This is a genomic window from Streptomyces sp. NPDC088745 (assembly GCF_044751045.1).
GTDB lineage: Bacteria > Actinomycetota > Actinomycetes > Streptomycetales > Streptomycetaceae > Streptomyces > Streptomyces cremeus.
The window spans coordinates 297,583-321,320 of the sequence record NZ_JBIVLB010000006.1; the positions used below are offsets into that span (position 1 = coordinate 297,583).

At 72.9% G+C, this 23,738-nt stretch carries 20 protein-coding genes; 5 read left to right on the forward strand and 15 right to left on the reverse strand.

All coding sequences use genetic code 11. The annotated features are described in order from the left end of the window. Positions 1-11: 11 nt before the first annotated feature. Entirely contained in the window at positions 12-1,454 is a 1,443-nt protein-coding gene (locus ACIP93_RS18810; RefSeq protein ID WP_401760303.1) for a purine-cytosine permease family protein, read from the reverse strand. Positions 1,455-1,693: 239 nt separating this feature from the next. Here ACIP93_RS18810 and ACIP93_RS18815 point away from each other — a divergent pair, with 239 nt between their 5' ends. After that, positions 1,694-2,299, forward strand: coding sequence for a TetR/AcrR family transcriptional regulator (locus tag ACIP93_RS18815; RefSeq protein ID WP_401760305.1), 606 nt, complete (start codon positions 1,694-1,696; stop codon positions 2,297-2,299). A 545-nt stretch (positions 2,300-2,844) separates the two neighbouring features. Here the strand turns inward: ACIP93_RS18815 and ACIP93_RS18820 are convergent. The 4 genes from ACIP93_RS18820 to ACIP93_RS18835 all read right to left on the reverse strand — a co-directional run bounded on the left by ACIP93_RS18820 (position 2,845) and on the right by ACIP93_RS18835 (position 7,283). Next, entirely contained in the window at positions 2,845-3,522 is a 678-nt protein-coding gene (locus ACIP93_RS18820) for a GGDEF domain-containing protein (protein ID WP_401760308.1), read from the reverse strand. 712 nt (positions 3,523-4,234) lie between these two features. Further along, positions 4,235-4,999 (reverse strand): hypothetical protein, encoded by a 765-nt coding sequence (locus ACIP93_RS18825; RefSeq protein WP_401760311.1) that lies wholly within the window; start codon positions 4,997-4,999, stop codon positions 4,235-4,237. Between the two features lie 25 nt (positions 5,000-5,024). Then, a complete protein-coding gene (locus ACIP93_RS18830; protein ID WP_401760313.1) occupies positions 5,025-5,567 on the reverse strand; it encodes a hypothetical protein in 543 nt (180 codons plus the stop codon). Between the two features lie 156 nt (positions 5,568-5,723). After that, complete coding sequence (locus ACIP93_RS18835) at positions 5,724-7,283, reverse strand: carboxylesterase/lipase family protein (protein WP_401760316.1); 1,560 nt, start codon at positions 7,281-7,283, stop codon at positions 5,724-5,726. Between the two features lie 97 nt (positions 7,284-7,380). Here ACIP93_RS18835 and ACIP93_RS18840 point away from each other — a divergent pair, with 97 nt between their 5' ends. Continuing rightward, a complete protein-coding gene (locus ACIP93_RS18840; protein WP_401760319.1) occupies positions 7,381-7,998 on the forward strand; it encodes a TetR/AcrR family transcriptional regulator in 618 nt (205 codons plus the stop codon). Next, on the forward strand, positions 7,998-8,849 hold the full coding sequence (locus ACIP93_RS18845; RefSeq protein ID WP_401760322.1) for an alpha/beta fold hydrolase: 852 nt from the start codon (positions 7,998-8,000) through the stop codon (positions 8,847-8,849). Before ACIP93_RS18840 ends, ACIP93_RS18845 begins: the two co-directional genes overlap by 1 nt. A gap of 59 nt (positions 8,850-8,908) precedes the next feature. On the opposite strand, the gene ACIP93_RS18850 is transcribed toward ACIP93_RS18845, so the two are convergent. Beyond that, a complete protein-coding gene (locus ACIP93_RS18850) occupies positions 8,909-9,325 on the reverse strand; it encodes a hypothetical protein (protein ID WP_401760324.1) in 417 nt (138 codons plus the stop codon). Between the two features lie 234 nt (positions 9,326-9,559). After that, positions 9,560-10,483, reverse strand: coding sequence for an aminoglycoside phosphotransferase family protein (locus ACIP93_RS18855; protein ID WP_401760326.1), 924 nt, complete (start codon positions 10,481-10,483; stop codon positions 9,560-9,562). A 315-nt stretch (positions 10,484-10,798) separates the two neighbouring features. Here ACIP93_RS18855 and ACIP93_RS18860 point away from each other — a divergent pair, with 315 nt between their 5' ends. Continuing rightward, entirely contained in the window at positions 10,799-11,668 is an 870-nt protein-coding gene (locus ACIP93_RS18860; protein WP_401760329.1) for a GyrI-like domain-containing protein, read from the forward strand. Between the two features lie 430 nt (positions 11,669-12,098). On the opposite strand, the gene ACIP93_RS18865 is transcribed toward ACIP93_RS18860, so the two are convergent. From ACIP93_RS18865 to ACIP93_RS18880, 4 genes are all read right to left on the reverse strand, one after another. Further along, positions 12,099-13,373, reverse strand: coding sequence for a sensor histidine kinase (locus tag ACIP93_RS18865; protein ID WP_401760331.1), 1,275 nt, complete (start codon positions 13,371-13,373; stop codon positions 12,099-12,101). 11 nt (positions 13,374-13,384) lie between these two features. Beyond that, positions 13,385-14,125 (reverse strand): two-component system response regulator CseB, encoded by a 741-nt coding sequence (cseB, locus tag ACIP93_RS18870; RefSeq protein ID WP_401760333.1) that lies wholly within the window; start codon positions 14,123-14,125, stop codon positions 13,385-13,387. A gap of 74 nt (positions 14,126-14,199) precedes the next feature. Further along, on the reverse strand, positions 14,200-15,114 hold the full coding sequence (locus tag ACIP93_RS18875) for an endonuclease/exonuclease/phosphatase family protein (RefSeq protein WP_380837496.1): 915 nt from the start codon (positions 15,112-15,114) through the stop codon (positions 14,200-14,202). A gap of 74 nt (positions 15,115-15,188) precedes the next feature. Next, a complete protein-coding gene (locus ACIP93_RS18880; protein ID WP_401760337.1) occupies positions 15,189-16,166 on the reverse strand; it encodes a D-alanyl-D-alanine carboxypeptidase family protein in 978 nt (325 codons plus the stop codon). Positions 16,167-16,894: 728 nt separating this feature from the next. On the opposite strand from ACIP93_RS18880, the gene ACIP93_RS18885 reads away from it, so the two are divergent. Then, positions 16,895-17,296: a peptidase inhibitor family I36 protein gene (locus tag ACIP93_RS18885; RefSeq protein WP_401760340.1), complete on the forward strand. Its 402-nt coding sequence runs from the start codon at positions 16,895-16,897 to the stop codon at positions 17,294-17,296. 188 nt (positions 17,297-17,484) lie between these two features. On the opposite strand, the gene ACIP93_RS18890 is transcribed toward ACIP93_RS18885, so the two are convergent. The 4 genes from ACIP93_RS18890 to ACIP93_RS18905 all read right to left on the reverse strand — a co-directional run bounded on the left by ACIP93_RS18890 (position 17,485) and on the right by ACIP93_RS18905 (position 23,676). Then, positions 17,485-18,291 (reverse strand): alpha/beta hydrolase, encoded by an 807-nt coding sequence (locus ACIP93_RS18890; RefSeq protein WP_401760343.1) that lies wholly within the window; start codon positions 18,289-18,291, stop codon positions 17,485-17,487. Between the two features lie 496 nt (positions 18,292-18,787). Continuing rightward, positions 18,788-19,963: a serine hydrolase domain-containing protein gene (locus ACIP93_RS18895; RefSeq protein ID WP_401760345.1), complete on the reverse strand. Its 1,176-nt coding sequence runs from the start codon at positions 19,961-19,963 to the stop codon at positions 18,788-18,790. Positions 19,964-20,302: 339 nt separating this feature from the next. Further along, a complete protein-coding gene (locus tag ACIP93_RS18900) occupies positions 20,303-22,819 on the reverse strand; it encodes an FtsX-like permease family protein (RefSeq protein ID WP_401760348.1) in 2,517 nt (838 codons plus the stop codon). After that, positions 22,819-23,676 carry an ABC transporter ATP-binding protein gene (locus ACIP93_RS18905; RefSeq protein ID WP_401760351.1) on the reverse strand — a complete coding sequence of 286 codons (858 nt, stop codon included), beginning with the start codon at positions 23,674-23,676 and terminating at the stop codon, positions 22,819-22,821. Before ACIP93_RS18905 ends, ACIP93_RS18900 begins: the two co-directional genes overlap by 1 nt. Positions 23,677-23,738: the final 62 nt, after the last annotated feature.

A 23,738-nucleotide genomic window follows, 5' to 3' on the forward strand; every position in this document is an offset into this window, starting at 1 on the left:
GGGGAGAGAGGTCAGAGGGCGGCGGGGACCGGACGCACCGTGCGCCGGGCGAGCAGCCAGTAGAGGGAGCCGGCGACGACCGAGCCCAGCAGGGAGAGGTCGGCCCCGCCGAGCGGGGCCACCAGCGGCCCGGTCCACAGCTCGGAGTCGCAGGTCAGCGCCCCGAACAGGATTCCGGCGGCCAGGGCGGCCACACCGGGGAGGTGGACGCCGCCCCGGTACCAGTAGGCGCGGTCGCCGCCCGAGTGGAGCGCTTCGGTGTCGTACGTGCAGCGGCGCAGCAGCATGTCCGCGAGGAAGACGCCGCCCCACGGCGCGAAGACGATGATCAGCAGCGACAGGAAGGACAGCAGCGACTCGGTGAAGTCGGTGAGGAACAACGCGCCGAGGGAGCCCAGCGCCGTGACGCCGGCACTGATCAGGATGGTCCTGGCCCGGGTCCACGGAATGCCGAGGACCTGGAGGTTGAGGCTGGAGGAGTACAGCGTGACGATCGAGTTGGTGACCGAACCGCCCAGCACCAGAACGAGGAACAGCGGCTGGAACCAGCCCGGCAGCAGCCCCTCCGCCCCCGCCACGCTGTCGCTCATGTCGGTGCGGGTCGCGGCGGCGGCCCCGGCCACGCCCAGGGCGACCGAGGACAGCAGCCCGCCGAGGGCGCCGCTCCAGGTGAGCGAGCGCAGCGATGTGGTGCGGGGCAGGTAGCGGGTGTAGTCGGCGGGCATCGGCAGGTACGAGAACGGCCCGGCCAGCACGACCACGAAGGCCAGGCTCCACGCCGAGATCCCCGGTCCGGTGCCCGGCGCCGAGGTGTCCGCGCCGGGCAGCAGGAAGGCCAGCAGCGCGGCGAAGCCCACCGCCAGGACGTACGCCATCCAGCGTTCGGCGAATTGGACGGTGGCGTGCCCCCACATCGCGACCACGAAGGTGAGCGCCAGCGTGACCGCCAGCGCCACGGCGCGGGCGGTGTGCCCGCCGGGCAGGCCCAGCTCGGCGAAGAGGGCCTCCAGGGCGAGCGTGCCCACCACGGTGTTCACCACCGTGTAACCGATGCTCACCACCCAATTGAGCACCCCCGCCGGGAAGTTGCCCCGCATCCCGAAGGCGGCGCGGGAGACGACCAGGGTCGCGGTGCCGGTGCGGATGCCGCTGAGGCCCGCCGCGCTGATGACGAAGAAGGACAGCCCGCCGATCACGATGACGGCGGTGGCCTGCCAGAAGGACAGTCCGAAGGCGACCGCCAGGGCCCCGTTGATGACATAGGTGAAGGTGAGGTTGGAGCCGAACCAGAGCCAGAAGAGGTCCTTGGGGCTGCCGTGCCGCTCTTCCTCCGGGACGGGCTCGATGCCCCGCTGCTCGACCTGGAACACGGCGTCCCGGGCGGCCGGCCCGGGGGCGTTCCGTCCTGCCGCACCGGCTGCGCCCCGCCCTGCGGCCGTCTGTTGCTGCGCCATGCGCGCACCTCGCCCCTTGTGCCGGATTTTGAATGCCGTTCTAGAAAGTAGAACGTCATTCAAGATGGGGGACGCGGTGCGCGCCGTCAAGACCCGCCCATGAACCGCCGTCGGAAAACGCGTTAGGGTCGAGAGCGGACAGCGACGGACGACGACGGAAGCGCCGGCCCGGGACCCGGCCGGTAATCCGGCCCGCGGCCCGGACGGCTGCCGGCAGGGCGATCACGAAGGCGGCAGGGGTGGCAGGCGCGGCACGCAGGCGCAGCGGGCTGGTGGCTCAGGACCGGATGCTCGAAGAGGCCATGGCGGCGATCGCCGAGGACGGGCTGGCCGCGCTGACCATGTCCGCGCTCGCCGACCGGCTGGGCACCAGTGGCGGCCACATCCTGTACTACTTCGGCAGCAAGGACTTGCTGCTCCTGGAGGCCCTCCGGTGGAGCGAGGCGGCGCTCGGCGAGGAGCGCGCCGCCCTCCTCGCCCGGCGGACCGCCGCCGAACGCAAACTCGACCAGTTCCTGGAGCTGTACCTGCCGCGCGGCGCCCGCGACCCCCGCTGGATGCTGTGGATCGAGCTCTGGGCGAGAGCGCCCGCCAACGAACCGCTGCGCCGGGCCCAGGAGGAGATGGACCGGGGCTGGCAGGACGACCTCGAACGCATTCTCACCGCGGGAGTGGCCCGCGGCCGTTTCGCCCCCGTCGCGGACGTCGCGGCCCGCGCTTCGGAACTCCTCGCTCTGCTCGACGGGTTGAGCACCCGGGTGGTCCTGGGCCAGCGCGGCACCGACCGGCGCCAGGCCCTGTCCGCCGCCTGTTCGGCGGTGGAGCGCCTGGTCCCGCCGCTGTAACCGTCCCCGTGCACGGCTACCGGGGCAACGGGCTGCGCACGACCAGGCCCAGACCGGCCGTCAGGACGACCGGCGCGGTCAGCAGGCCGCCGTACGGAGTGAAACGGCGGAGCAGCGGCAGGTGCCGTTCCCCGACGGCGGCGAGCCGGTTGCCGCCCCCCGGCGAGCAGCAGTCCGGCGGTGGTGAGGGCGGCGGCCGTGCCCAGCAGCCCGTACCCGAGGACGAGCAGCACCCCGAAGCCCTTCCTGCTCAGCACGGCCGCGCCGAGCAGGACGACGGGCGCCGACGGACCCGGCACCGGCCCCCCGCCGGGCCGACGTCGACCGACAGCGCCGGTACCGGCCCCCCTCGCGCCGCCCGTGCCCGCCTCCTGATCTCCGCCCCGTTCGCCAGGCCCGACGGGTCCAGGCCCAGCGACACCGCCGCGACACGCGGGTCCAGGACGTGGTCGCCGGGACGCCCCGGCGGCCTCACCCGCCACTGCCGAGGCCAGGGGGGACTCGGCTCGTGCACCGAAGCCCCGCGCCGGGACCCGTGGGGGAGTTCAGGCGGCTCGCCCCCACTGATGCGTGCCGGGGCGGCCCGCCCGGCGGCCGTTGACCGACGGTGCGGCGGCGTGGGCGAGCGTGGCCAGGCACACGCGGCCGGAGTGCTTGCCGTCGTACATCGCGGCGTCGGCTGCCCGTTGCAGCGCGGACAGGTCCCGGGTCCCCACCGCGTCCGGAGTCGCTGCGCCGACGGACGCGCCGACGAGGACCGTGCGCCCGTCCTCCAACCGCACCGGGGTGCACAGCATGCGCATCAACTGCCCCAGGCGCTCCTCGCGGCGGGCGGCGGCCAGCGGAAGCACGACGGCGAACTCGTCACCCCCGAGCCTGCCCGCCGAGGCGTGCGGGCCCGCCCACGCGGAGAGTCGCGCCCCGAAGGCGGCCAGGACGGCGTCCCCGGCCGCGTGCCCGAAGTTGTCGTTGACGGACTTGAAGTGATCCACGTCGACCAGCACCACCGCGGTGCCGTCTCCGTGACGCCGCAGGACCCGCAGGGCACGGGCGGTGTAGGCGTCCCGGCGCAACAGCCCGGTGAGCGGGTCGACCCGGGTCGCGGCGAGCCGCTTGTGCAGGACGACGGCGTGCACGGTCCAGCCGGTCAACGGCAGGGCCGCGGTGGTGAGAAGGAGGGCGCGCTGCCCAAGTGTACGCAGGGGAAGGTGTGTTGAGGTCATGGGGTCCTCCGTATCGGCTCGTACGGAATGGCTGCCCGCCACGGCCGACGGATGTCGGACCGCGCGCGACCACCACGTGCCACGATCCCGGTTCCCACCGCCGATCCACCCTTCCCCGCCGGGCCCGGAACGCGGACGCCGACGAGCGTGACGTTCCGCCTGCCGTCGGCCGGCAGGGCGGCGGCGCCCTCCAGCGGCTCGCTCACGTGCCCGTGGCACCCACCGACCACGACCGTGTGCCGTACACGAAGCACAGCGCCGGCACGCCCGGCGGACACATCGGTACGGTCAGCGCCGGCGGGCGCCGGCCCGCGGGCACCGCTCGGTGCGCACCGCACGCACGGCGGCGAGCCGGGCGAGCGCGAGCAGCGGCGGAAGCGCGGCCGTCGGCGTCAACGCGCACAGCGCGACGCTGTGCCGGACGGCCGGACGGGACAGCGCGACCGCCCCACGGCGGTCGCCGGCAGACTGCGCCGCCAGGCCGGCGCCGTGCGTTCGGGCCGGAGGCCGGAATCCCAGGACGCGTACGGCCGCGACATCGCGGCAGAATCACGACGGCGACCGCGGCCCCCGGTGCCGCCAGCGCGAAGGGCAGGAACGAAGGGCGGCACGGCAGGGGCGCGGCAGCCCAGGCGGGCAGAGGGGCGGTGAACGGAAGTGCCCCGTGGTTCCCCTCCCCAGGGAGGGAGGGGAACCACGGGGCCCGGGCCGTTCAGGCGCGTGCGGTGGGCTGTCTGCGCAGCCGCACGAGCCCGTGGCCCCCGCACCCCGCACTCGACATCGCCCAGCCGAGGACTTCGGTCAGCCAGGCCAGTGCCTCGATCGACCACTCGCGGACCGTGCAGTCGACCTGGCCGAGGAACTCCAGCGGTACGTAGGGAGATCCTCGGAACGCGACCGGCCCCGGGGCGGGCCGGTCGCTTACTGCCAGTACGGCTGCGTCACCGAGCCATGCCTGGGCCGTCGCGGCCACGGCGGCCACGTCCGTACTCCCGCCGCCCTCGCCGGCCGAGGCGTACAGCTCGATGCCGGTCACTTTCGACCGGTCCGGGTCGGAGAACTCGAACCAGTCGCGGTCGTAGGCGAACTCCATCGGGTCACGGGGGAACCGGCCCAGCGGGATGAGGAAGTCGCCCTCATCGATCCGCGGTGTGCCGACCTTCCTGAGGACCCGGTCGAGCAGGGCCCCGATCGGCTGCAGCGGAAGTCTGCCCGGTGCCGATTCGGCAGTGTCGACCTGCAACCAGATCAGTTCGGGTGCGTCGGAGCTTCCGGTCCACGAGTCGCCCGCATCGTGATGGCTCCAGCTGACCCGGGGCGATCCCTTCGACCCGTGGAACTCCGTCAGGCCGTGCATGACGCCCTGTCTGACGATCAGGCTGAACGCGTCGTCGTCCCGGCCGTCCGCGTACAGCCGGTCGGCCCACTCGTGAAGCTCGATCGAGCCCGTGAGGCTGACGATCAGCGTCGATTCCATACCGGTCACAGGAGTCACCCACCGACTAGACCTGGGGCAGGCAGGGGTACGACTGCGGCGCCGTCACGGCCTGCTCGTTGCTGTCGGCGTGCCCGATGAGGTCAACGTCGATCCGGGTGCGGTACGTCCACTTCGTACCCGGAACGACCGGGCCCTGGGCGCACACCATGCGTGCCGTCGCCCGTCCCTTGCTGCCACCGCCGGGGTACGCGTTCTTCTTCACGCCCGAGCCGACCACGCGCCAGCCCTTCCCGGACTTCACCTCGAGCCAGATGGAGATGTTGGCCTTGGTGGCCTTGGTCGTCCCCTTGATCCACCAGCCGTGACCGGACATCGCCGCGGGAGACCCCGGCTTCGAGGTCGAGTAGTGGACCTTGTCGCCGGTCGTCACGAAGAGACCGATGGGCGCGGCCGCGGCGGAAGGGGAGCCTTCGACGCTGGGCGCGGTTTCGACCACGGGGCTCGGCTTCGGGGCAGGGAGCTGCTCCGCGCCCGCCATGGTGAAGGACGATCCGACGAGCGAGGCCGCCGCGAGTGAGCTGACGAGAGCCAACCGAATGACGCGCATGTATCCCCCAGACAGAAAAGGTGTCCGCTGGTCGTGCGGACACAGCGCTGAAGCTAACACGCCTGCGGGCTCGGCTTCTGACGATGTCCCGAAGCGCGGTGACGAGTGTCGTGCGGCGGCTGGATCAACGCCTTTGTCGCCTGGCTGTACGCCAGTTCACACCGTCCCCGACGGGCAGGAGGGTGGCGGCGTCGCAGCCGAAGGAGACGAAGGAGCCGAACCGGGCGATGACGAATGATCGAAGGGGGTGGGGGAGTGGCCCTCCCAGATCTGGAGGGACGCGCGTTCGGGGTGGGGCAGAGTCTTCGACTCGGCGTCCAGGACGCGGGTGAGGCGGCCGCCGGGCCGGTGGGCCGGCCAGCCCGCGTCGCCGGTGGTGATGAAGCGAACCCATGAGTCCTGGAGTTCGCGGGAGAGCGCGACGGCCTCGGGAGGAGGCTCCTCGCCGACGAGCTGGACGCCGACGGGGCTGTCCAGCGTGCCGAACGCCAGGGGCAGGTCGAGGCTGTGGCAGGCGCCCAGGATGCCGCCGAGGACCGGGGCGGACCAGCACAGTTCGAAGAGGTACGAGGTGCCGCCGGCCGCGGCGTTCGCCTCGGCCAGCTTCTGTGACGGCATGCGGAACAGGGCGTCGGAGTACACCGTCTCCACCAGCTCCTCCGGGCCCGCCTGCGGGAACGCGGCACGGTAGGCCCGCGCGCCGTCCGGTCCCGGGGCGAGCAGTTCCAGGGCCCCGTCCGCGTCCTCCTCGGTGAAGGTGCCGTACCGCCCGCTCACGACGCTGAAGTACCGGAACTCGTCCCGGGCGTGACCGACGAGCAGTTCGGTCCCGCGCGCCCGGGCGCCGGTCAGCGCCGACCAGGGCGTTTCCGGGAGGACCTCGCCGTCGACGACGGGGCACAGCGCGGTGCCGGTCTCCGTGAGGCGTCCCCAGCTCTCCCGGTGCGCGTGCAGGCCGGCGTTGAAGGAGGTGAGTTCGGCGGCCAGGCGCCACGGGTCGATGTCGCGCAGGGCCTCGGCGCTGGGGGCCGCGCCGAGCCGGCCCGCGAAGGTGGCGGTGACCTCTCGTGCCAGCGCGGGGGTGCTGTACAGCCCCGGCACGGAATGGGCGACGGCCCGCCGGAACAGGCCGCGCGCGGACTCCATCGTCAGCAGGGCGGCGACCGAGCCCGCCCCGGCGGACAGCCCGCCCACGGTGACCCGGCCGGGATCGCCCCCGAAGGCGGCGATGTTGCGCTGCACCCACTCCAGCGCCGCGATCTGGTCGAGGAACCCGCGGTTGGGCGGCGCGTCGTCGAGGAACGCGAAACCCTCCGCGCCCACCCGGCAGTTGACGGTGACCACGACGACTCCCGCCCCGGCCAGCGCCGCCGGGTCGTACATCGGGTCGCTCGACACCGCCGAGAGGTAGCCGCCCACGGGGATCCACACCAGCACCGGCAGCCCCGCCGCCCCGGGGTCCGGAGTGCCGACGTCGAGCGTCAGCCAGTCGGTGCCCTGCGGGGACACGTCGATCGGCAGGGACAGCGGCACCACGGGGCCGAACTCGACCGCCTGCCGCGTCCCCTCCCAGCGGTGCGGCGGCGCGGGCGCGGCGAAGCGGAGCGCCCCGACCGGGGGCCGGGCGTAGGGGATGCCGCGGAACACCGCGTGCCCCTGCCGCCGACGTCCCTGCACCACGCCTTCCGTGGTCCGCACCTTCGGTTGCTCGGACATGACGAATCCTTCCCTCGGGTGGGCCCCACGGTTATGGGTCAGGTGTACTATGTCAACCGTATTGGAAAAGTTCTCGGCCATCAGGAAGGGGCCGGCGATGCCCAAACAGGTGGATCACCGCAGCCGCCGCGAAGCGATCGCCCGCGCGCTGTGGCGGGTGGTGGAGCAGCGCGGCGTCACACAACTGACGATGCGCGTGGTGGCGCAGGAGGCGGGCATGTCGCTCGGTCAGTTGCAGCACTACTTCGCGTCCCGGACCGCCATGCTCTCGTTCGCCATGGACTTCGCGTCCGAGCAGACCTCGGTGCGCGTGCGCCAGGGGCTCGAAAAGCTCGGGGACCGTCCGCACCCCCGGGACGTGCTGCGAGTGACGCTCGCGGAGATGCTCCCCCTGCACGCCGACGCCCGCGCGACGAGCCGGATGAGCGCCGCCTACGTCCTGGAGGCGCTGCACGACCAGGCCGTGCACGAGCAGGCGCGCCGCGGCCTCGTCCAAGGGCGGGCCCTCGTCGAGCAGTTGGTCCGTCAGGCGATCGCCGACGGGCACATCGACTCCGGCCGCGACCCGGCGGTCGAGACCAACCTGCTCCTCGCCCTCACCGGCTTCACCCCCCTGATCGAACTCGACGTGATCGCGCCCCGGGACGCGCTCGCCGCGATCGACGCGCACCTGGACCGGCTGTTCGGCGTTCCTCGGCTTCGGCAGGGCGCGTAATGGCCGTGCACGTGACCGTGTGGGACGACCGCGAGGGGGCGACGGGCAGCCGGGCCCGGACGGCTCCGACGGTCCAGGTGGCCACGACGGCCGCCGCCCCGGCCCTGTTCGTCCACAACATCTTCACCTGGGGCAGCGACCCCGCGTACGGGTTCGCCGCGCAGCGACCCCTCGCCGACAGCCGGCGACTCCTCCTGATGGACCGCCGGGGTTACGGCGACAGTCCCGACACCGCACGCAGCGACTTCGAGGTCGACGCCGAGGACGCCGTGGCGGTTCTCGGCGACGAGGTGCTCACCGCCGGTCCGGGCGGCGCTCATCTCGTGGGGCACGGGAACGGCGCCGTCGCCGCGCTCATCGCCGCCGCACGCCGGCCCGGCCTCGTCCGTTCCCTCGCCCTCATCCAGCCCTCCGCCTTCACTGCCGCGGCGCATCACCCCGTCGTCGCCGGCCTGCTCGACCGGGTGCGCGACGGCGCGCCGGGCATCCCGGAGGGCGTCACGCCGGAGCAGTACCTGCGGGCGTCCACCGAAGGGCTGGGGATGGACATGCCCGAGCCCACGCCCCGCCGGCTCCGTGCCGTCGCCACCTCCATGAGGGAGCGTCCCGTCTGGGAGGCCGACATCCCGCTGGAGGCGATCCGGAACGCCGCCCTGCCGGTCCTGGTGATCTGCGGGACCTGGGAGCACGCGCCGGCCGCGTACCGCGAACACGTGGGGCTGCCCCTCACCGCCGTGGCCGAGTCCCTCACCGAATCACTCGATGGCCGGCTCCTGCGGGTCCCCGGGTACTACCCGCACACCCAGGAGCCCGCTCTCGTCAACGCGGCCCTGCGGGAGTTCTGGGGCTGAGCCGGTCTCCGCGCGGGCTGCCCGGCCCCATGCGGCCACGCCTGGGCCGGTGCCCCGTCTCATGGTCGTGCCCGGAAGGCGCCGGCACCATCCACCTGGAACCTGGAACCTGGGCCGGTCACGAGGCCGAGTGCGGCACGTTCGCGCTGTCGTGACAGCCCCCGCTGCCACACCGTGCCCTCCCCGGCACGGGGCGGACCTGATCGCCAACGGGAGGAGCGACGCGTGGCGGCCACCCGGGGCGCACTGGACCGGTGCTTGATGTCGACGGCCGCGCCGATGCCCAGGACCGGCCGGTTCAGCCCTGACGTGGCCTGCACCTTGCGGCCCGGGACCTCCACGGTGCCCTTGGCGCTGCGGGTCATGTCCTTCGCCCGCAGATCCTCCATCGCGTGGTCCTGCCGGTTCGTGGGTGCCTCCGCCGTGGCGTTCCGGTCGTTCGAGCCGAACAGTGCCCGTACGTCCCGCCCCGTCACCGAGAACGACCGTCCATCCCGACGACGAAGGCGGCCCCGGTGAACGGCCCGCCCCCCACCGTCCGTCCCGTAACACCGCTGCGCGACCTGAGCCGATGCGCGACGAGCACGTCCACGCCGCCACCCGCGCCCTGCGCACCCGGTGAGCCCTGCGCACCCGGTGAGGGGGGATCACCGTACGTCCGCTTCCACGGCCACCCGGCACGCGTACCGCATCGCGACGACCCACGGAGGTCACCGGGTGGGCAGCGAGTCCGCGATCGCGAGGGAGGACGGAGCGAGCCGGGTCTCTCCGTCGTCGATGTCCCAGAGTGCGTTCTGCAGCAGCCGTCCCATGGTCCAGCCCGTCGCACGTGCGCGATCCAGGCCGAGGACATCGGTGAGCAGGTCGAAGCGGCGCCGCACGGTGCGCAGGGTGTCGCCCTGCGCCACGACGTCGTCCCACCTGCTGTTCAGGGCGGGCCACAGATCGAATCCCGGGTCGCCGACGAGCGGCTCGGGATCGATGGCGATCCACGGCTCGCGCTGCGCGGCGAGAACGTTGTCGTAGTGCAGGTCCCAGTGCAACAGCCGGTCCCCGGGCTCACCGGCCAATTCGGTCACCGCCGACGCCCAACTGCGCAGGTGCTGACGGTCGGCCGGGTCGGCCAGCCTGCTGCTCGCGTGGGGGACCTGATCCAGCATCTCGGAGGCGATGTCGCCGAGACCGCGCAGTCCCTGCGGCGCGGGGACGGCGATCAGCCGCGCGTGCAGTTCCGCGAGGGTGCTCATCGCCACGTCGTCGTCGTTGACCGAGGCCAGCGTGCGGGCCCCGTTCAGGCGCTCGAGGAGCATGCTGCTGCTCACAGGATCATGATCGAGCAGCCGCACCATCCCCTCGCCGTTCCAGGTGCGGAGGCCGATCAGCGCGGCGGCGGTCTCCTGCCGGGGCAGCTGGAGTCTCAGGACCACGGGCATACCGTCGGGACGCACCACCGGCACTACCAGTGCGGCTTCTCCGGCTCTCGCGGTGCCGTCCCGTTCCAGGTCCCAGCGTTCCAGCATGCTCGTCGCGAGAGCCGGCAGCCCGGCGATCCAGGCTCTCCCCTCCTCGCCGAAGCCCGTGGAGTACGAAGCAGCCAGGTGAGGCGGGACCTCGCCTGCTTCCAACGTACGCACATCGCACCTCTCGCACAGGAATCCACGGGGGACGGGGTTCGCACCGCAACCTACCGGAGGCCGACGGACAGTCTGTCCATCGCGGCGTACCGGTCACCTCGCAGCCAGCGGGGACACCGGCCGCGCCCCCTCGACCGGCCCTGTGACGGCACTCTTCCGATGGCGAATGAACGAGTAGCGGGCGCGCGGACGAGCCGGCGCACTGAGCGGGAACGGATGCACGTCTGGAGCCCGGGCGCATGACCGGATCGGTTCGCAACGGTCGGGTACGGCCGGGGTGACCGCTGCCAGAGTTGACGTCGAAAGGGAGGCCCCGTGATCTCAGCACTCAACCAGTTGGTCGACCTCGTCGAGGAGCACCTCGCGGAGGAACTCGACATCCGAGGGCTGGCAGCGGCGCTCGGCACGACCGACTACCACCTGCGCCGGATGTTCTCGTCGCTGGCAGGCATGCCGCTGTCGGAGTACGTGCGCCGACGGCGCATGACCGTTGCCGCCGCCGACGTCGTCCAGGGCAAGGACGATCTGCTGAGCATCGCCGTCCGGCACGGATACGGCTCCAGCGAGGCGTTCGGACGCGCGTTCCGGTCGGTCCACGGCGCCGGCCCCGGTGACGTGCGCCGCGACGGAGGCCCCCTGCGCACACAACCCCAGCTCAGGTTCCGCCTGACCGTTGAAGGGAGCAATTCCATGGACACCCGCATCATCGACCGACCCGCGTTCCGGCTCGTCGGACACGCAGCCCGGGTCCCGCTCATCCACCAAGGCGTCAATCCCCACATCCAGCGGCACATCGCCGCACTGCCCCACGAGGAACACCTGCGGCTGAAGGCTCTGAGCGACACCGAACCGGAAGGTCTGCTCCAGGTCTCCGACGACCTCGACCCCGACGCCGGGGAAGGCAGCGAACTGACCTACCTGCACGGAGTGGCACTCACCCACGGCACACCGGCCCCGGACGACCTCGACACCATCGAGGTGCCGCCCGGGAGGTGGGCGGTCTTCCGTACCAGCGGACCGCATCCGCAGGCCCTGCAGACGACCTGGGCGGCGACCGCTGCCGAGTGGTTCCCCTCCAATCCGTGGCGGCTGCGACCGGGCCCCTCGATCGTCGCGATCCTTGAGCGCGCGGACGACTTCACCACGGCGACCTGCGAGCTGTGGCTGCCTGTCGAACCGGCCTGACGCACCGGCGAACACGGTTGAGCGCTTCAGCGGGGCGGAACCCTCCCACTGAAGCGCTCAACCGCTGTGGCCCGTGTCCGAGCACGGCGACCGATCCCGAACCCGCGGCTAACCACCGGGCCGCCGCCGACCACGGCCACCAGGAGCAGGTCGACAGCCCCCACGGCCCCACCCGTACGACGAACGCGCAGACCACCGGCACTTCGCCGGCTACGCCGAACAGTCCGGCGACGACATCGACGCGGCCGACATCGACGTGGCCGACGCGTGCCGGGCGAGCGGGCCGGACGCACTGCGACCAGGCAGCGCAGAGCCCAGAGGCCGCCAGGCCCGCCCGAACGCTCGCCCGGCAGCAGCCAACGGCGGCACCCGCCGGACGCCGGACGAGAGGTCGGCACGGTCACCGTCGCCGCAGCCGACGTGGCTCCCCCTACCGGGCAAGAGCGCGCCGGGCCAGTTCCGGAGGCCGCTCCAGCTCCAGCGTGGCCTGCGCGCCCCCGTCGTCCGCGTTGGCGAAGTCCAGCCGCGCACCGAGCACTGCGGCCTGCCCGAGCGCGATGGTCAGCCCGAGCCCGTGCCCACGGCCGGTGGCCCCTGTCCGGAACCGCTGCGGTCCGGCGGCCAGCAGCCCGGAGGGAAAGCCGGGTCCGTGGTCGCGCACGACGATCCGTGCGCCTGTCACCGTGACCGTCACGGGCGCCGCTCCGTGCCGGTGCGCGTTGGAAACGAGGTTGCTGACGATGCGCTCCAGACGGCGCGGATCGGTACGCACCACGTTCGCACCGTCGACCAGCACCTGCGTACCGTCGGCCCGGCTCCCGCGCCGGATCACATCGGTGACCAGCTCGCCCAAGGGCACTTCGTCAAGCCGCGCCTGCTCCGCTCCGGCGTCCAGGCGGGAGACCTCCAACAGGTCCTCGACCAGCCGGCGCAGGGTCTCCACCCGCTCCCGCACCAGGTCCGCCGCCTCGTCGTCGGCGGCGAGGAGACCGGCCGAGGTGAGCAGTCCCATCAGGGGAGTACGCAGTTCGTGCGCCACATCCGCGGTGAACCGCTTCTCGGCGTCCAGCCGCAGCTGAAGTGCGCCGGCCATCGCGTCCATCGCGGCGGACATCTCGGTGATCTCGTCACGGGCCCGGCCCCGGCGTCCGATCCGGGCATCGAGATCACCGTCGGCGATCCTGCGCGCGGTGCGCGCCCCGTGACGCAGCCGCCGGTTCATCGGCTCGGTGGCCAGCGCGGCGAGCGGGACGACCACGAGGAGCGCGGCCAGCACCGCCTTGACGATGCTGCGGTCCAGGAGCTGCAGGCTGCGTACCTCGGCGCTCATGTCCGTGCGTACAGTGAGCACCCGGCCCCCCTCGACGGGCGCGGCGGCCCACAGCCAGTACCAGTTGGGCTCTTTCACGTCGTACCAGATGGCGAAGGCATCGGTCTGCTGCTGCTCCGCCAGCTTGCGCGCCAGCGGCTCGGGCAGCTCGTCCGGCGTCATGAGCGAGGCGGCCTCGGGCCTCTTGCCGGTGCGGTCGAACTCCTGCTGCGCGAGCCACAGTTGCGCGGAGACCCGCTCGTCGCCCGCTCGCCGTCCGTGTTCCGCCGTCGCCCGGTGGACGAGCAGTCCGACCACGGCGGCGACCGCGCAGCAGGCGGCCGCGGTCAGCGCCGCGACCTTCCAGCGCAACGCGCGGAGGTTGAGGAACCCCATGGCCGCCGCCCTCAGGTCCGCAGGAGCTTGTAGCCGAAGCCCCGTACGGTCTCGATGCGGTCGGCGCCGATCTTCTTCCGCAACCGCACCACGCACACGTCGACGACGCGGGTGTCGCCCTCCCAGCCGTAGTCCCAGACGTCGTGCAGCAGTCTCCGCCGGTCCAGCACCCTGCCCGGGTTCTCCGCGAACGCCAGCAGGAGCCGCAGCTCGGTGGGGGAGAGCAGGACAGGTCTGCCGTCCCGGTACACCTCCAGTCCGAGGAGATCGATGGTCAGGTCGCCGAAGACGAGCGGACGGCCCGGCACCGCGGCGGCGCCGTCGGCCCCCGCCGCCTGAGCCGGGTCCGGCGCCGGCCGGAAGGTGGCCCGCCGCAGCAGCGTTCGGATCCGGGCGACCAGGATCCCGATGTCGACGGGCTTGACGACGTAGTCGTCCGCCCCGGCCTCCAGCCCGGACACGACATCGAGGGCGTCGCCGCGCGCCGACATCATCAGCACCGGTACGAGGCTCTCCTCACGGATGCGACGGCACAGCCCGATGCCGTCCAGGCCCGGCAACATCACGTCGAGGATCAGCAGATCGTGCCGGCCGGCCCGGAACGCCTCCAGCCCGTCGAGCCCGTCACCCGCGACGGTGACCTCGTACCCGTAACGCTCCAGAGCCAGCTGGACGGCGCGACGGATCACGGCGTCGTCCTCGACGACCAGGACCCTCACCGGTGCCGGGACCTGGAGGTGCGATGCAGACAAGAAGTCACCCTTTCGAAATGTAAATGCTCATTATTGGCCGAATCGTAACCGTCGGCTGGAGGCAGGGCCGCAGGTCACAGGCGCAGCGAGGCCGCGACCGGCAGGTGATCACTGCCGGTGCCGGGCAGGGTCCATGCCGCGACCGGCGTCACGCCCTTCACCAGAATGTGATCGATCCGCACCACCGGGAACGACGCGGGCCAGGTGAACCCGAATCCGTCCCCCGCCTCCTCCTGCGCCGACCGCAGGAACCCCGTCAGCGTGCTGAGCGCCGAGTCGTCGGCCGACCCGTTGAAGTCACCGGCCACGACCACCCGGGGCAGCCGCTCCGCCCGTACCGCCTCCGCCAGTTTCACGGCCGCGCTGTTGCGTTGCGCCGTCGCGAAGCCCGTGGTCGGCAGCACCCGCACCGAGGCGAGATGCGCGGCGTACAGTGCCACGGGCCCCCGCGGGGTTTCGACGGTGACACGCACGGCACGCGTCCACGGCATGATCTCCACCGTGTCCACGGTCGAAAGCGGAAGCCTGCTCCAGATCCCGATGCCGCCGCGCACGGCGGAGTGAGGGTAGGCGGAGGCCAGCTCGCGCTCGTACGCCGACGTGCTCTCCCGTGACAACTCCTCCAGCGCCAGCACGTCGGCGCCCGACCCCGCCAACGCCCGTGCCGTCCGCCCCGGATCCGAGTTCTCCTCCCGGACATTGTGGCTGACCACGGTCACATCCCCGCCCTCGGAACGCTTGTCGCCCAGCACTCCCGCGAACAGCGAACACCACAGGACGGCGGGGAGGAGGACGGCCGCGGCGGCGAGCGCGGACCGCCGCACGCACGCGAGCACCGCCAGCGCCACCACGCCCAGGCCGGACCAGGGCAGCAACGTCTGCAGGAGACTGCCGAGGTTCCCGAATCCGTTCGGCACCAGGGAGTGCGACGCCATGAGCAGGGCGCAGAGCACAGCGCCCACAGCGACCACCCGCCCCCGTCGCCACATGCCGTCAGTCGTACGAGAAGGCCCGGAAGGCGGAGCGTCCGACTCCACGGACGTACGTTCGCCAAGCGCGGCACTCACGCCTGCCGCCCGAGGACGGCGGGCAGCTTCTCCCGCAGAGCGTCGAGAAGCCGGCCACTGCTCTCCAGCGCGGCACGACGCCCCTCGGCGGGCGAGGTTCCGGCACGCTGGCCCAGCACCACCCCGTAGACCAGACGGCGCTTCCCGCCCTCCGGAACTTCGGCAGCCCACACCAGGTTGCCGCCCGCAGGAGTGCTGGAACCGGTCTTCAGACCGACCACACCGGGCCGGGCGAGCAGCTCGTTGGTGTTCCGCACCGGCTCGGCCCGCCCCGGAACCGCCGTGCTGCGCAGTGCCACCGTCGCCCGCAGCGCCGGGTCCTTCATGGCCTCACGGGCCAGCTTCAACTGATCGGCCGCGGTCGACCGGGTGGTGGCCTCGATGCCGCTCGCCCCGGTGTACGTCGTGTCGGTCATTCCCAGCCGGGCCGCCGCCGCGTTCATCTTCGCCACGAACTTCGTCTCGCTGCCCGCGTCCCAACGGGCCAGCAGACGGGCCACGTTGTTGGCCGAGGGCAGCAGCATCAGTTCCAGAAGCTTGCGCTGGGAGAGCCGTTGCCCCTCGACGACCGGTGCCGTGGACTCGCTCGGCGAGTACGCCTCGGCTGCGGCCTGCCCGTCGACCTCGACCGGAGGCCCGTCCTGCCCGTCCCCGAGCGGGTGGTCCTTCAGGATCACGTAGGCGGTCATCACCTTGGTGAGGCTCGCGATCGGTACCGCACGCCGCGAGCCGACGGCACCCAGATCACCCACCCGCTCGACCGCGAGGGCTGCCTGCCCTTCGTCGGGCCACGGCAGATCGAGCCCGGCGACCACCGCGGACAGCCGCCCTCCGCCGTCCCCTTCCGGCAGAGCCATCCAGCCGCCGGCCCCGCCGGCCAGCAGCGCAGCCACCAGGCCCCAGACCACACCCGGACGCTCGCGCGGGAGTCTCGCGTACGCGGTACGGACAGAACGCTTCACAAGTGTGGGCACAGCAGCGGCCTCCCAGAGCCAGCACATGTACACCGGCCATCGGGTACCTGCCCAGGCTGGGGGCGCACCGCTTCCAGCCGGTCAGGGCTGAGCTTCCGGCGCCGCGCGGCTGTGTTGCAGCTGTGTATCAGCAGGTCCTCGTCCGCTGCCGGGCGGTCCCAGGCCCTGAGGCAGAGGCCCGAAGGCCGACAGGCAACGACAAGGGTCCGGCGATCGAGCGCGTGAACTGCCCGCATTGCGCAGCGTCCATGGATCTCGTCCCAGGCGGGCCACGGGTTCGACCCCCGGCTCCGCCGGAAGGCACCGGGCGTGGCGCTCCCCGCCGAGAACGTACGCCGGACGGGAAGGCAAGCCCGTCTCCGGAACGCTGATCGCCGCGGACAAGGGACGGCGGGTGAGCGCGACCCCGGCCGGCGGGGCGGAGCAGATGCCGGCGGTCCGCGCGAGGGCGCTGGCCGCACCGGGGTCGCGGGCCGGCCCCGTCTCGGCCGGGCCGCGGCAGTGGGAAACGTTTCCTGTCAGCGGGCATCGCAACTGGTCAGAAGGGTTGCCCTCGGGCGAGCACGGAAGGGATACACCGGACTGGAGTGCCGGTGCCCGGGGCCGGACAAGGTGTGGAGTGCGAACCGGAACAACGGGTTCGACCGGGTTCGACGGGGTTTCGTCAGATGCGACTTTCGGTGTGTATCGCCCCGTCCGGAAACGGGATCATGATCGGAGACCACACCATGTTCCGAAAGACCAAGTCCGTAGCGCTCCTCGTGTCCGCCGCGGCGGCCGCCCTCACTCTCGCCGCGTCGCCCGCACCGGCACTCGCCCAACTGCCGGCGGCCCCGAGCGCGAAGGGCGCTCTGGCCTGGGACTGCGACCCCTGGGCCTTCTGCATCTACGAGCACGGCAACGGCACCGGAGCTCATCTCAAGCTCAAGAGCGGGGTCTACAACCTCGGAGGCATCAGTGGCGGAATCCTCAACGACAACGTGTATTCCGTCAAGAACATCAGCGGCGGCAACTGGTGCCTCTACAGCGAGGCAGGCTACGTCAACAAGCTGACGACGATCCCGGACGGAAAGATCGGCCCCCTCCCGGAACACATCGCCAACAAGGTCAGTTCCGTACGGAGCTGCTGAGCTCCACGGACCGCAGGACCTGCCGGGGGCGGCCGAGCGGCCGCCCCCGGACAAAGGCGTGCGGTGAGCCGGCTCGACCCCGCGGCCTGATCGTCACCTGCGAACCCCGTCGCGCCGCCAGGGACGATCAGGCCGGTTGAGCCACCCCCGGACGACTGGCACGGGGGCTTTGCCCCACCTGTATCGGCCTATACCGGCGCGGTTCGCACCAGGTCGGCCAAGAGGTCCGCGAAGAGGTGCGGACGGCTGAAGTATCCGACGTGGGACGTGGCCAGAGTGCGGACGTCGAACGGGTTCTCCGGGGTCAGTTCGTCTGCCTTGCGGATCATGTGGTCCTGGACGGCCGGGGGGATGCTCAGGTCTTCGCTGAGGCGTACGAAGGTGTGCGGGACCGCACCCCATCGCGCGGCCCGGGCCACCGCGCCCTCCTCCAGCACCCCGTGGTTCTCGTCCGGGTCCATGGAGTCGAGCAGCATCCGGAACTGGTGGTCGGTGGAGTCGGCCATGACGGCGGTCTTGAGCTGCGCGAACAGTGCGGGGTCGGCGTGGGCGGCACGCCAGTTGAGGCGTACTACCCCCTGGTTCGCGGCGTCCGGCACGCTGATGCGTGCCGCTGCGGCGTCCAGCAGGCTGTCGTCGAGTACGTCCCACTCCTCGGTGATCATCGCCGGATCGCTGAGGCAGACCGCGGAGAGGTGGACGACGCGGTCGAGGAGTTCGGGCACGGCGTTCGCGACGGCGGTGACGGTCAGGCCGCCGAAGCTGTTGCCCGCCAGGACCAGGGGCCCCGAGGGGGCGAGCCGGCGCAGCACGTCCACCACGTGACGAACGTTGTCCCGCAAGGTGATCCCCCGCATCGCGGAGGGGGCGGCGGCCAGTGCCGCCATGTCCTGCGGCTGCCGGTAGTAGGCGGCCGGCTGGTCGGCACGGTCGCCGTGACCGGGCAGGTCGACGGCGTACGAACGGTACCCGCGCAGGGCCAGCTCGTTCTGCAACGGCCCTCAGGCACGGGCGTTGCTGGACCCGCCGGGAACGAACACGAAGGTCGGGTGTGCGGTGATGCGCATGAAGGAGTCCTCGTCGTCCTGAGGTGAACGGTGAAGAGCGCACGGATGACCAGGTGCCGACGGAACGCGCTGGTCAGCGCCGAGTCGGGGACACCGAACGGATGCGCGGGGAATGCCAGTTGCCGAGGACCATGTGCATGATCGAGACCATAGGCCCCGCCCGACGCCGACCGCCACCGGATTGCGACGACATCCGCCGTCTCCAGCTCCCGACCGCCGAGCCGGGCAAGTTGGCCGTGGGCGTCGGCTGCGCGCAGGAACGCGAGACGCGCCGTTCACGTACGGAGACGCGCGTCGCCCGCCTGGTTCGTCCCCGCAGCCTCGCACCTGCCGCAGCGGGGAACGGCCGCAGGCCGCGGGCCTGCGGCAACCGGCTTGGTCGAACTGCTGTGGCCGGAGCCGGAAAGTTCCGCCGGGTGAACGGTCATGGGGCCGCCGCTGAGGAAGAGGGGCAGAAGACGCTCTCGACGGCCCTGCCCGCGTCGATCTTCACGTCGCCCGGCTTGACGCTCAGGGTGAACGACATCGCGAACTGTCGACGGCCGTCCGCCGAGTAGAAGGTCATAGCCAGGGAGCCGGGCCCAAGCCCTCCCGCGATGGAGAAGTCTTCCCCGCACCGGTGGAGGCCCGCACCCCGGGGGTGTGCCGCGCCGGGCAGCGGGTCCGTCAGGATGCGCCGGAGTTCCGGCGGCAGCAGCCTGCCCTGTGCGAACGCCCGGTGGAAGACGCTCACGTCGTGTGCGGTGGAGACCACGCCCCCGGCCCCCGCCCCGGCGAGCCCGGCGTTGTACCGGTCCACGTCACGCGGCCTGCCGTCGGAGTCGGGGTAGTAGCCGTGGCCGTGCGGTCCTTTGACGCCGTCCGGCGGTTTGACCATGAGGCGGGTCCTGGTCATCCCGAGCGGGCCGAACAGACGGGTGTGCAGCTCGGTGGCCAGGTGGCGACCGGTCAACTTCTCGACGACCAGACCGAGCAGGGTGTAATTGGTGTTGGAGTAGGACCACTTCTCGCCCGGCTCCCCGGTCCGGGGCCGACCACGGCTCCACCTCACCAGATCCAGTGGCCGGTAGGGCGTCGAGAAGTCGAACACGTCGAACGACGGCTCCCCTTCGCTGCCGTCCGGGTTCGGCCGGCCGGCGTACCAGTCGGGGATCCCGGAGGTGTGCCGGAGCAACTGCCGCACCGTGATCTCGTCGGCCCGTGCCACCAGATCCTGCTCCACCACCGCCGGCAACAGGCCGCCGAGCTTGTCGTCCACGCCCAACCGGCCCTCCTGCACCAGTTGCAGGACCACGGTGGCCACCATGTGCTTGGTCTGGGACCAGATTCGGTAGCGGGCGTTCGTGGGTATCCTCCCGCCGTGCCCGTCCAGCAACCGGGAGCCCGCGCTGCCCTGCCCGACGGGCCTCCCATCGACGAAGGCCCCGCCGACGGCCCCCACCACCCCGGGAACCCCGGCCAGCTCCTCCATCGCCTGCTGCACGCTGCCAACAGGCGCCGGAGCGGCCGTGGCAAGCGGAGTGAGGCACAGCAGCAACATGGCCGCACCGGCGGCCGGACCGGCTTTCCGCAACGACGGACGGACGTTCTCGTAGGGCACGACGCTCTCCTTCGCGTGATCGACTCCCGGAGCCGAGAAGCCGGGCCGGGCACCGACGGTCCTCGGCACAACGGTCCTCGGCACGGGCAGTCGTCCGTACGGACCGCTCTGGTCCGCGCGTCCATGGAAGGCGGGAGCATGTTGCGGCGGCGTATGCGTTTCTCCGCGCAGGGGAAGCCCGTCGGCGGCGGCGCCGCGTGCCTCCTGCCCCGCACCCGTACGGCGACGCGCCGCCCCTCCGGTGCCTCGGGGGCCTAGGTGTACGGCCTGCCCACCGTTCCTGACCCGTCCCGGCGGACATCCCGCCCCCAGCACACGGCCAAGCGCGGGAAGCAGCACCTACGTCTCCGCCATCCCCTCCGTCAAGGGCACCCGTGCCGCGCGCCGGCCCGGTGACAGTGCGGCCAGCGGTGCGGCGAGCAGCGCGGCGGCCAGCAGGATGCCCAGGCGCTCCCACGGCAGGGTGAACACCACCGGGTCGGCGCCGGTGGACGCGACCTCGGCCAGCAGCTGGGCCGCGCCGACGCCGACGGCCAGCCCGCACAGCGAGCCCAGCAGTGCGACGCACACCGCCTCCGCGGTGAGAGCGGCACGCAGGCCGCCCCTGGTGAGGCCCAGCGCGCGCAGCAGCGCCGACTCGCGGGTGCGTTCCAGGACGGACAGCGCGAGGGTGTTGGCGATCCCGGCGAAGGCGATGAGCACCGACAGCGCGGTCAGGGCCCACAGCAGGTCCAGGGTGGCGCGCAGCGGCTCCGTCAGCCGCTCCTCGATCTCGGCGGAGCTGTCGAGCCTGGCGAGCGGAGCCGCGGCCAGCGCCCGTGCCAGGCGCGGCCGGACCTCGTCCGGGTCCGCCTGCGCGGTGAGACCGACGAGGACGCTCGGGTCGTGCGGGGCGCTGCCCCCGACGCTCAGCGCCGCCACGTGACTCAGGTCGACCAGGGCGAGCTGGAGGTCGGCGCCCGGGGCGGCCACCGCCTCGTACACGGCGACCACGCGCAGCGTCACCGGGGAGCGCGGCGGTCCGGCCCGTACGGTGTCGCCGGGCTTCAGCCCGGTCCCCTCGGCGAGTTCGCGGCTCACGGCGAGCTCGCCGGGGCCGAGCCGGTCCAGCCGCCCGGAGAGGACGGACGGACGCAGCAGGGTGCCGAGCGCGTCGCCGCGCACCGCCGCCATCCCGTACGTCCCGTACTTCCCCAGATCGCCGGAGAACGACTGCCGGGGCGCGGCGGACGCGACACCGGGCAGCGCGGCGAGCGCCGCGGGCAGGCCGGCCGGCAGCGGGCGGTGGGGAACCACGGAGGTGACGGTGAAGTCGGCGGTCACCTGTTCCGCCAGGCCGCGGGTGCGGCCCGCCTCCAGGCCCGCCGTCACGGTCGTGACGAGGGAGACCACGGCGAGGCCGATGGTGAGGGCGGCGGCACTGGCCGCGGTGCGCCGGGGGTGCTGGGCGGCGTTCAGCGCGGCCAGCCTCGCCGGCTGCCCCAGCAGCGGGGCGCCCGCCTCACCCAGGACGCGTACGAACGGACCGGCCAGCAGGGGGCCCGCGGCGAGCACCGCCCCGAGCAGGGCCGCCATCGCCACGACGCAGAGCACGGCGGCACCCTGCGGCCCGGTGCCTTCGGAGCCGGCCCGCACCGCCTGGACGGCGGCCGCCGCCGCGACCACCGACAGGAGCAGGGCGGTCGCCCTGCGGACCCGCCCGGCGCCCGTGGCCGGGCCCTCCCGGGGCGGCCGCAGAGCCTCGATCGGCGTGATCCTGGTCGCCGCCCACGCGGGCGGCACGGCCGCCGCGACGGTCATCAGGACACCGAGGCCCACGGCCGTCAGGGCCGTCCGCGCGGTGAGCGGGGTGTAAACGGCGGCCCCGCCGTCCTGGAGGAGGGCCTGCAGCGCCCCGGCCACGCCGAGCCCGGTGAACAGCCCGGCCACCGAGGCCACCGTGCCCACCGCCGCGGCCTCGCCGAGCACCCCGGCGAACACCTGACGCCTGCCCGCCCCCACACAGCGCAGCAGCGCCGATTCACGGGAGCGCTGGGCGACGAGGATGCTGAACGAGTTGGTGATCACCATGGCCGCCACCACCGTCGCGAGCACCGCGAACGCCGTGAGGAACCCCGCGGTGCGGGCGCCGTCCGGGGCCGTCGAGGACAGCAACTGGGAGGCGGCCTCGCGCCCGGTCACCACCGAGACGCCCTTCGCGCCCACCGCCCGCCGCAGTGTGCCGGCCAGTCGCTGCTGACCGGTGCCCGCGGCCGCCCGCACGACGATCTCCCCGTAGCCCCGCCCGGGTCCGAGCCGCCGCAGGTCCTGGGGCGTCAGCACCAGGGTCTCCGAACCGATGCCGGAGTCCGTGGGGCGGCCGAACGTCCCGACCACGGTGAAAGAACGCGGCTTCCCGTCCTGCCCGAAGAGAGTCACCGGGCGGCCCGTCGGGTGCGCGCGGGAGTGCTCCCTCACCACCTCGCCCGGCGCGCCGGGCCAGCGCCCCGACAGGAGGGCGAACGGCCGCAGCCCCGGGTCGCCGGGCAGGCCGACCGCCGCGGCGTCCTCCGGAAGACCGTCGGCTCCGCGCAGCGGCACGCTCACCGCTCCACGGCCCTCGGCGGCGGCGACGCCCGGCACCCGCCGGACGCGGGCGAGCAGCGCGTCGTCGAGCGCGGCGACGCCACTCGTCGCGCGGACCGACGCGTCGACCCCCCGGGTTTCGACGGAGACCGCCGCACGGAGCCGGGCGCCCGCGGCGTCGGAGAGGACCAGTGAGGCGGCGACGAACGCCACCCCCAGGGCGACGGCGACCGCCGACAGCAGCAGCCGCAACGGCCGCGCCCGCAGCCCGGCCAGCAGGACGCGCAGCATCAGGCCCCCGCCCCGGCGAGCGCGGCCAGCACGCTCGGAACGGTGGGCTCCTCCAGCCGGCCGGCCACCCGGCCGTCGGCCAGCAGAACGCCCGCGTCCGCGTAGGACGCGGCGACGGGGTCGTGCGTCACCATCACCACCGTCTGCCCGAGGTCGCGGACCGAGTCGCGCAGGAAAGTCAGCACCTCGCCGCCGGAACGAGAGTCCAGACTGCCGGTGGGCTCGTCGGCGAACACCACCTGGGGCCTGCCCACCAGCGCCCGGGCGCACGCCACCCGCTGCTGCTGGCCCCCGGACAGCTCACCGGGCCGGTGCCGGAGCCTGCTCGCGAGCCCCAGCGCCCCGACCACCACGTCGAACCAGTCCCGGTCCGGGCGGCGGCCGGCCAGGTGCAGCCCGAGCAGGATGTTGTCCTCCGCCGACATGGTGGGCAGCAGGTTGAACGACTGGAACACGAACCCGACCCGCTCGCGCCGGAACCGGGTCAGCGCGGCGTCCGACAGGCCGGTGAGCTCGGTCGACCCGATCCGGACCCGGCCCGCGTCGAGCGTGTCCAGCCCGGCGAGAGCGTGCAGCAGCGTGGACTTCCCCGAACCCGAGGGGCCCATGATCACGGTGAAGCGGTCCGCCGGGAAGTCGAGGGACACCCCGTCCAGCGCCCGTACCGCGGTGTCCCCGCTCCCGTGGACCTTCACCGCGTCCCGCACGCCGACCGCGACAGCGCGGGGAGCCCCGCCGGCGGGTAGGGCCGCGCTTCCGGCCGCGGCGGGCGCGGCCCCCCGCACATCGCCGTACCGTGACCCGATGTCCTTGCCGTTGTCGCTCCGGGGGGTGCCCCCGGTGGTGCTGTCGTACATCCGCTCCCCTGAACCGTCCCTGTCGCGGGCCGTGCCGTCCACGACCGCACCGCGAGCATGGC

Coding starts and splice junctions, on each gene's coding strand:
- ACIP93_RS18810 (WP_401760303.1), bottom strand. CDS start 1,454: ATGGCGCAGCAACAGACGGCCGCAGGGCGGGGCGCAGCCGGTGCGGCA.
- ACIP93_RS18820 (WP_401760308.1), bottom strand. CDS start 3,522: ATGACCTCAACACACCTTCCCCTGCGTACACTTGGGCAGCGCGCCCTC.
- ACIP93_RS18825 (WP_401760311.1), bottom strand. CDS start 4,999: ATGGAATCGACGCTGATCGTCAGCCTCACGGGCTCGATCGAGCTTCAC.
- ACIP93_RS18830 (WP_401760313.1), bottom strand. CDS start 5,567: ATGCGCGTCATTCGGTTGGCTCTCGTCAGCTCACTCGCGGCGGCCTCG.
- ACIP93_RS18835 (WP_401760316.1), bottom strand. CDS start 7,283: ATGTCCGAGCAACCGAAGGTGCGGACCACGGAAGGCGTGGTGCAGGGA.
- ACIP93_RS18840 (WP_401760319.1), top strand. CDS start 7,381: ATGCCCAAACAGGTGGATCACCGCAGCCGCCGCGAAGCGATCGCCCGC.
- ACIP93_RS18845 (WP_401760322.1), top strand. CDS start 7,998: ATGGCCGTGCACGTGACCGTGTGGGACGACCGCGAGGGGGCGACGGGC.
- ACIP93_RS18865 (WP_401760331.1), bottom strand. CDS start 13,373: ATGGGGTTCCTCAACCTCCGCGCGTTGCGCTGGAAGGTCGCGGCGCTG.
- ACIP93_RS18875 (WP_380837496.1), bottom strand. CDS start 15,114: ATGTGGCGACGGGGGCGGGTGGTCGCTGTGGGCGCTGTGCTCTGCGCC.
- ACIP93_RS18885 (WP_401760340.1), top strand. CDS start 16,895: ATGTTCCGAAAGACCAAGTCCGTAGCGCTCCTCGTGTCCGCCGCGGCG.
- ACIP93_RS18900 (WP_401760348.1), bottom strand. CDS start 22,819: ATGCTGCGCGTCCTGCTGGCCGGGCTGCGGGCGCGGCCGTTGCGGCTG.
- ACIP93_RS18905 (WP_401760351.1), bottom strand. CDS start 23,676: ATGTACGACAGCACCACCGGGGGCACCCCCCGGAGCGACAACGGCAAG.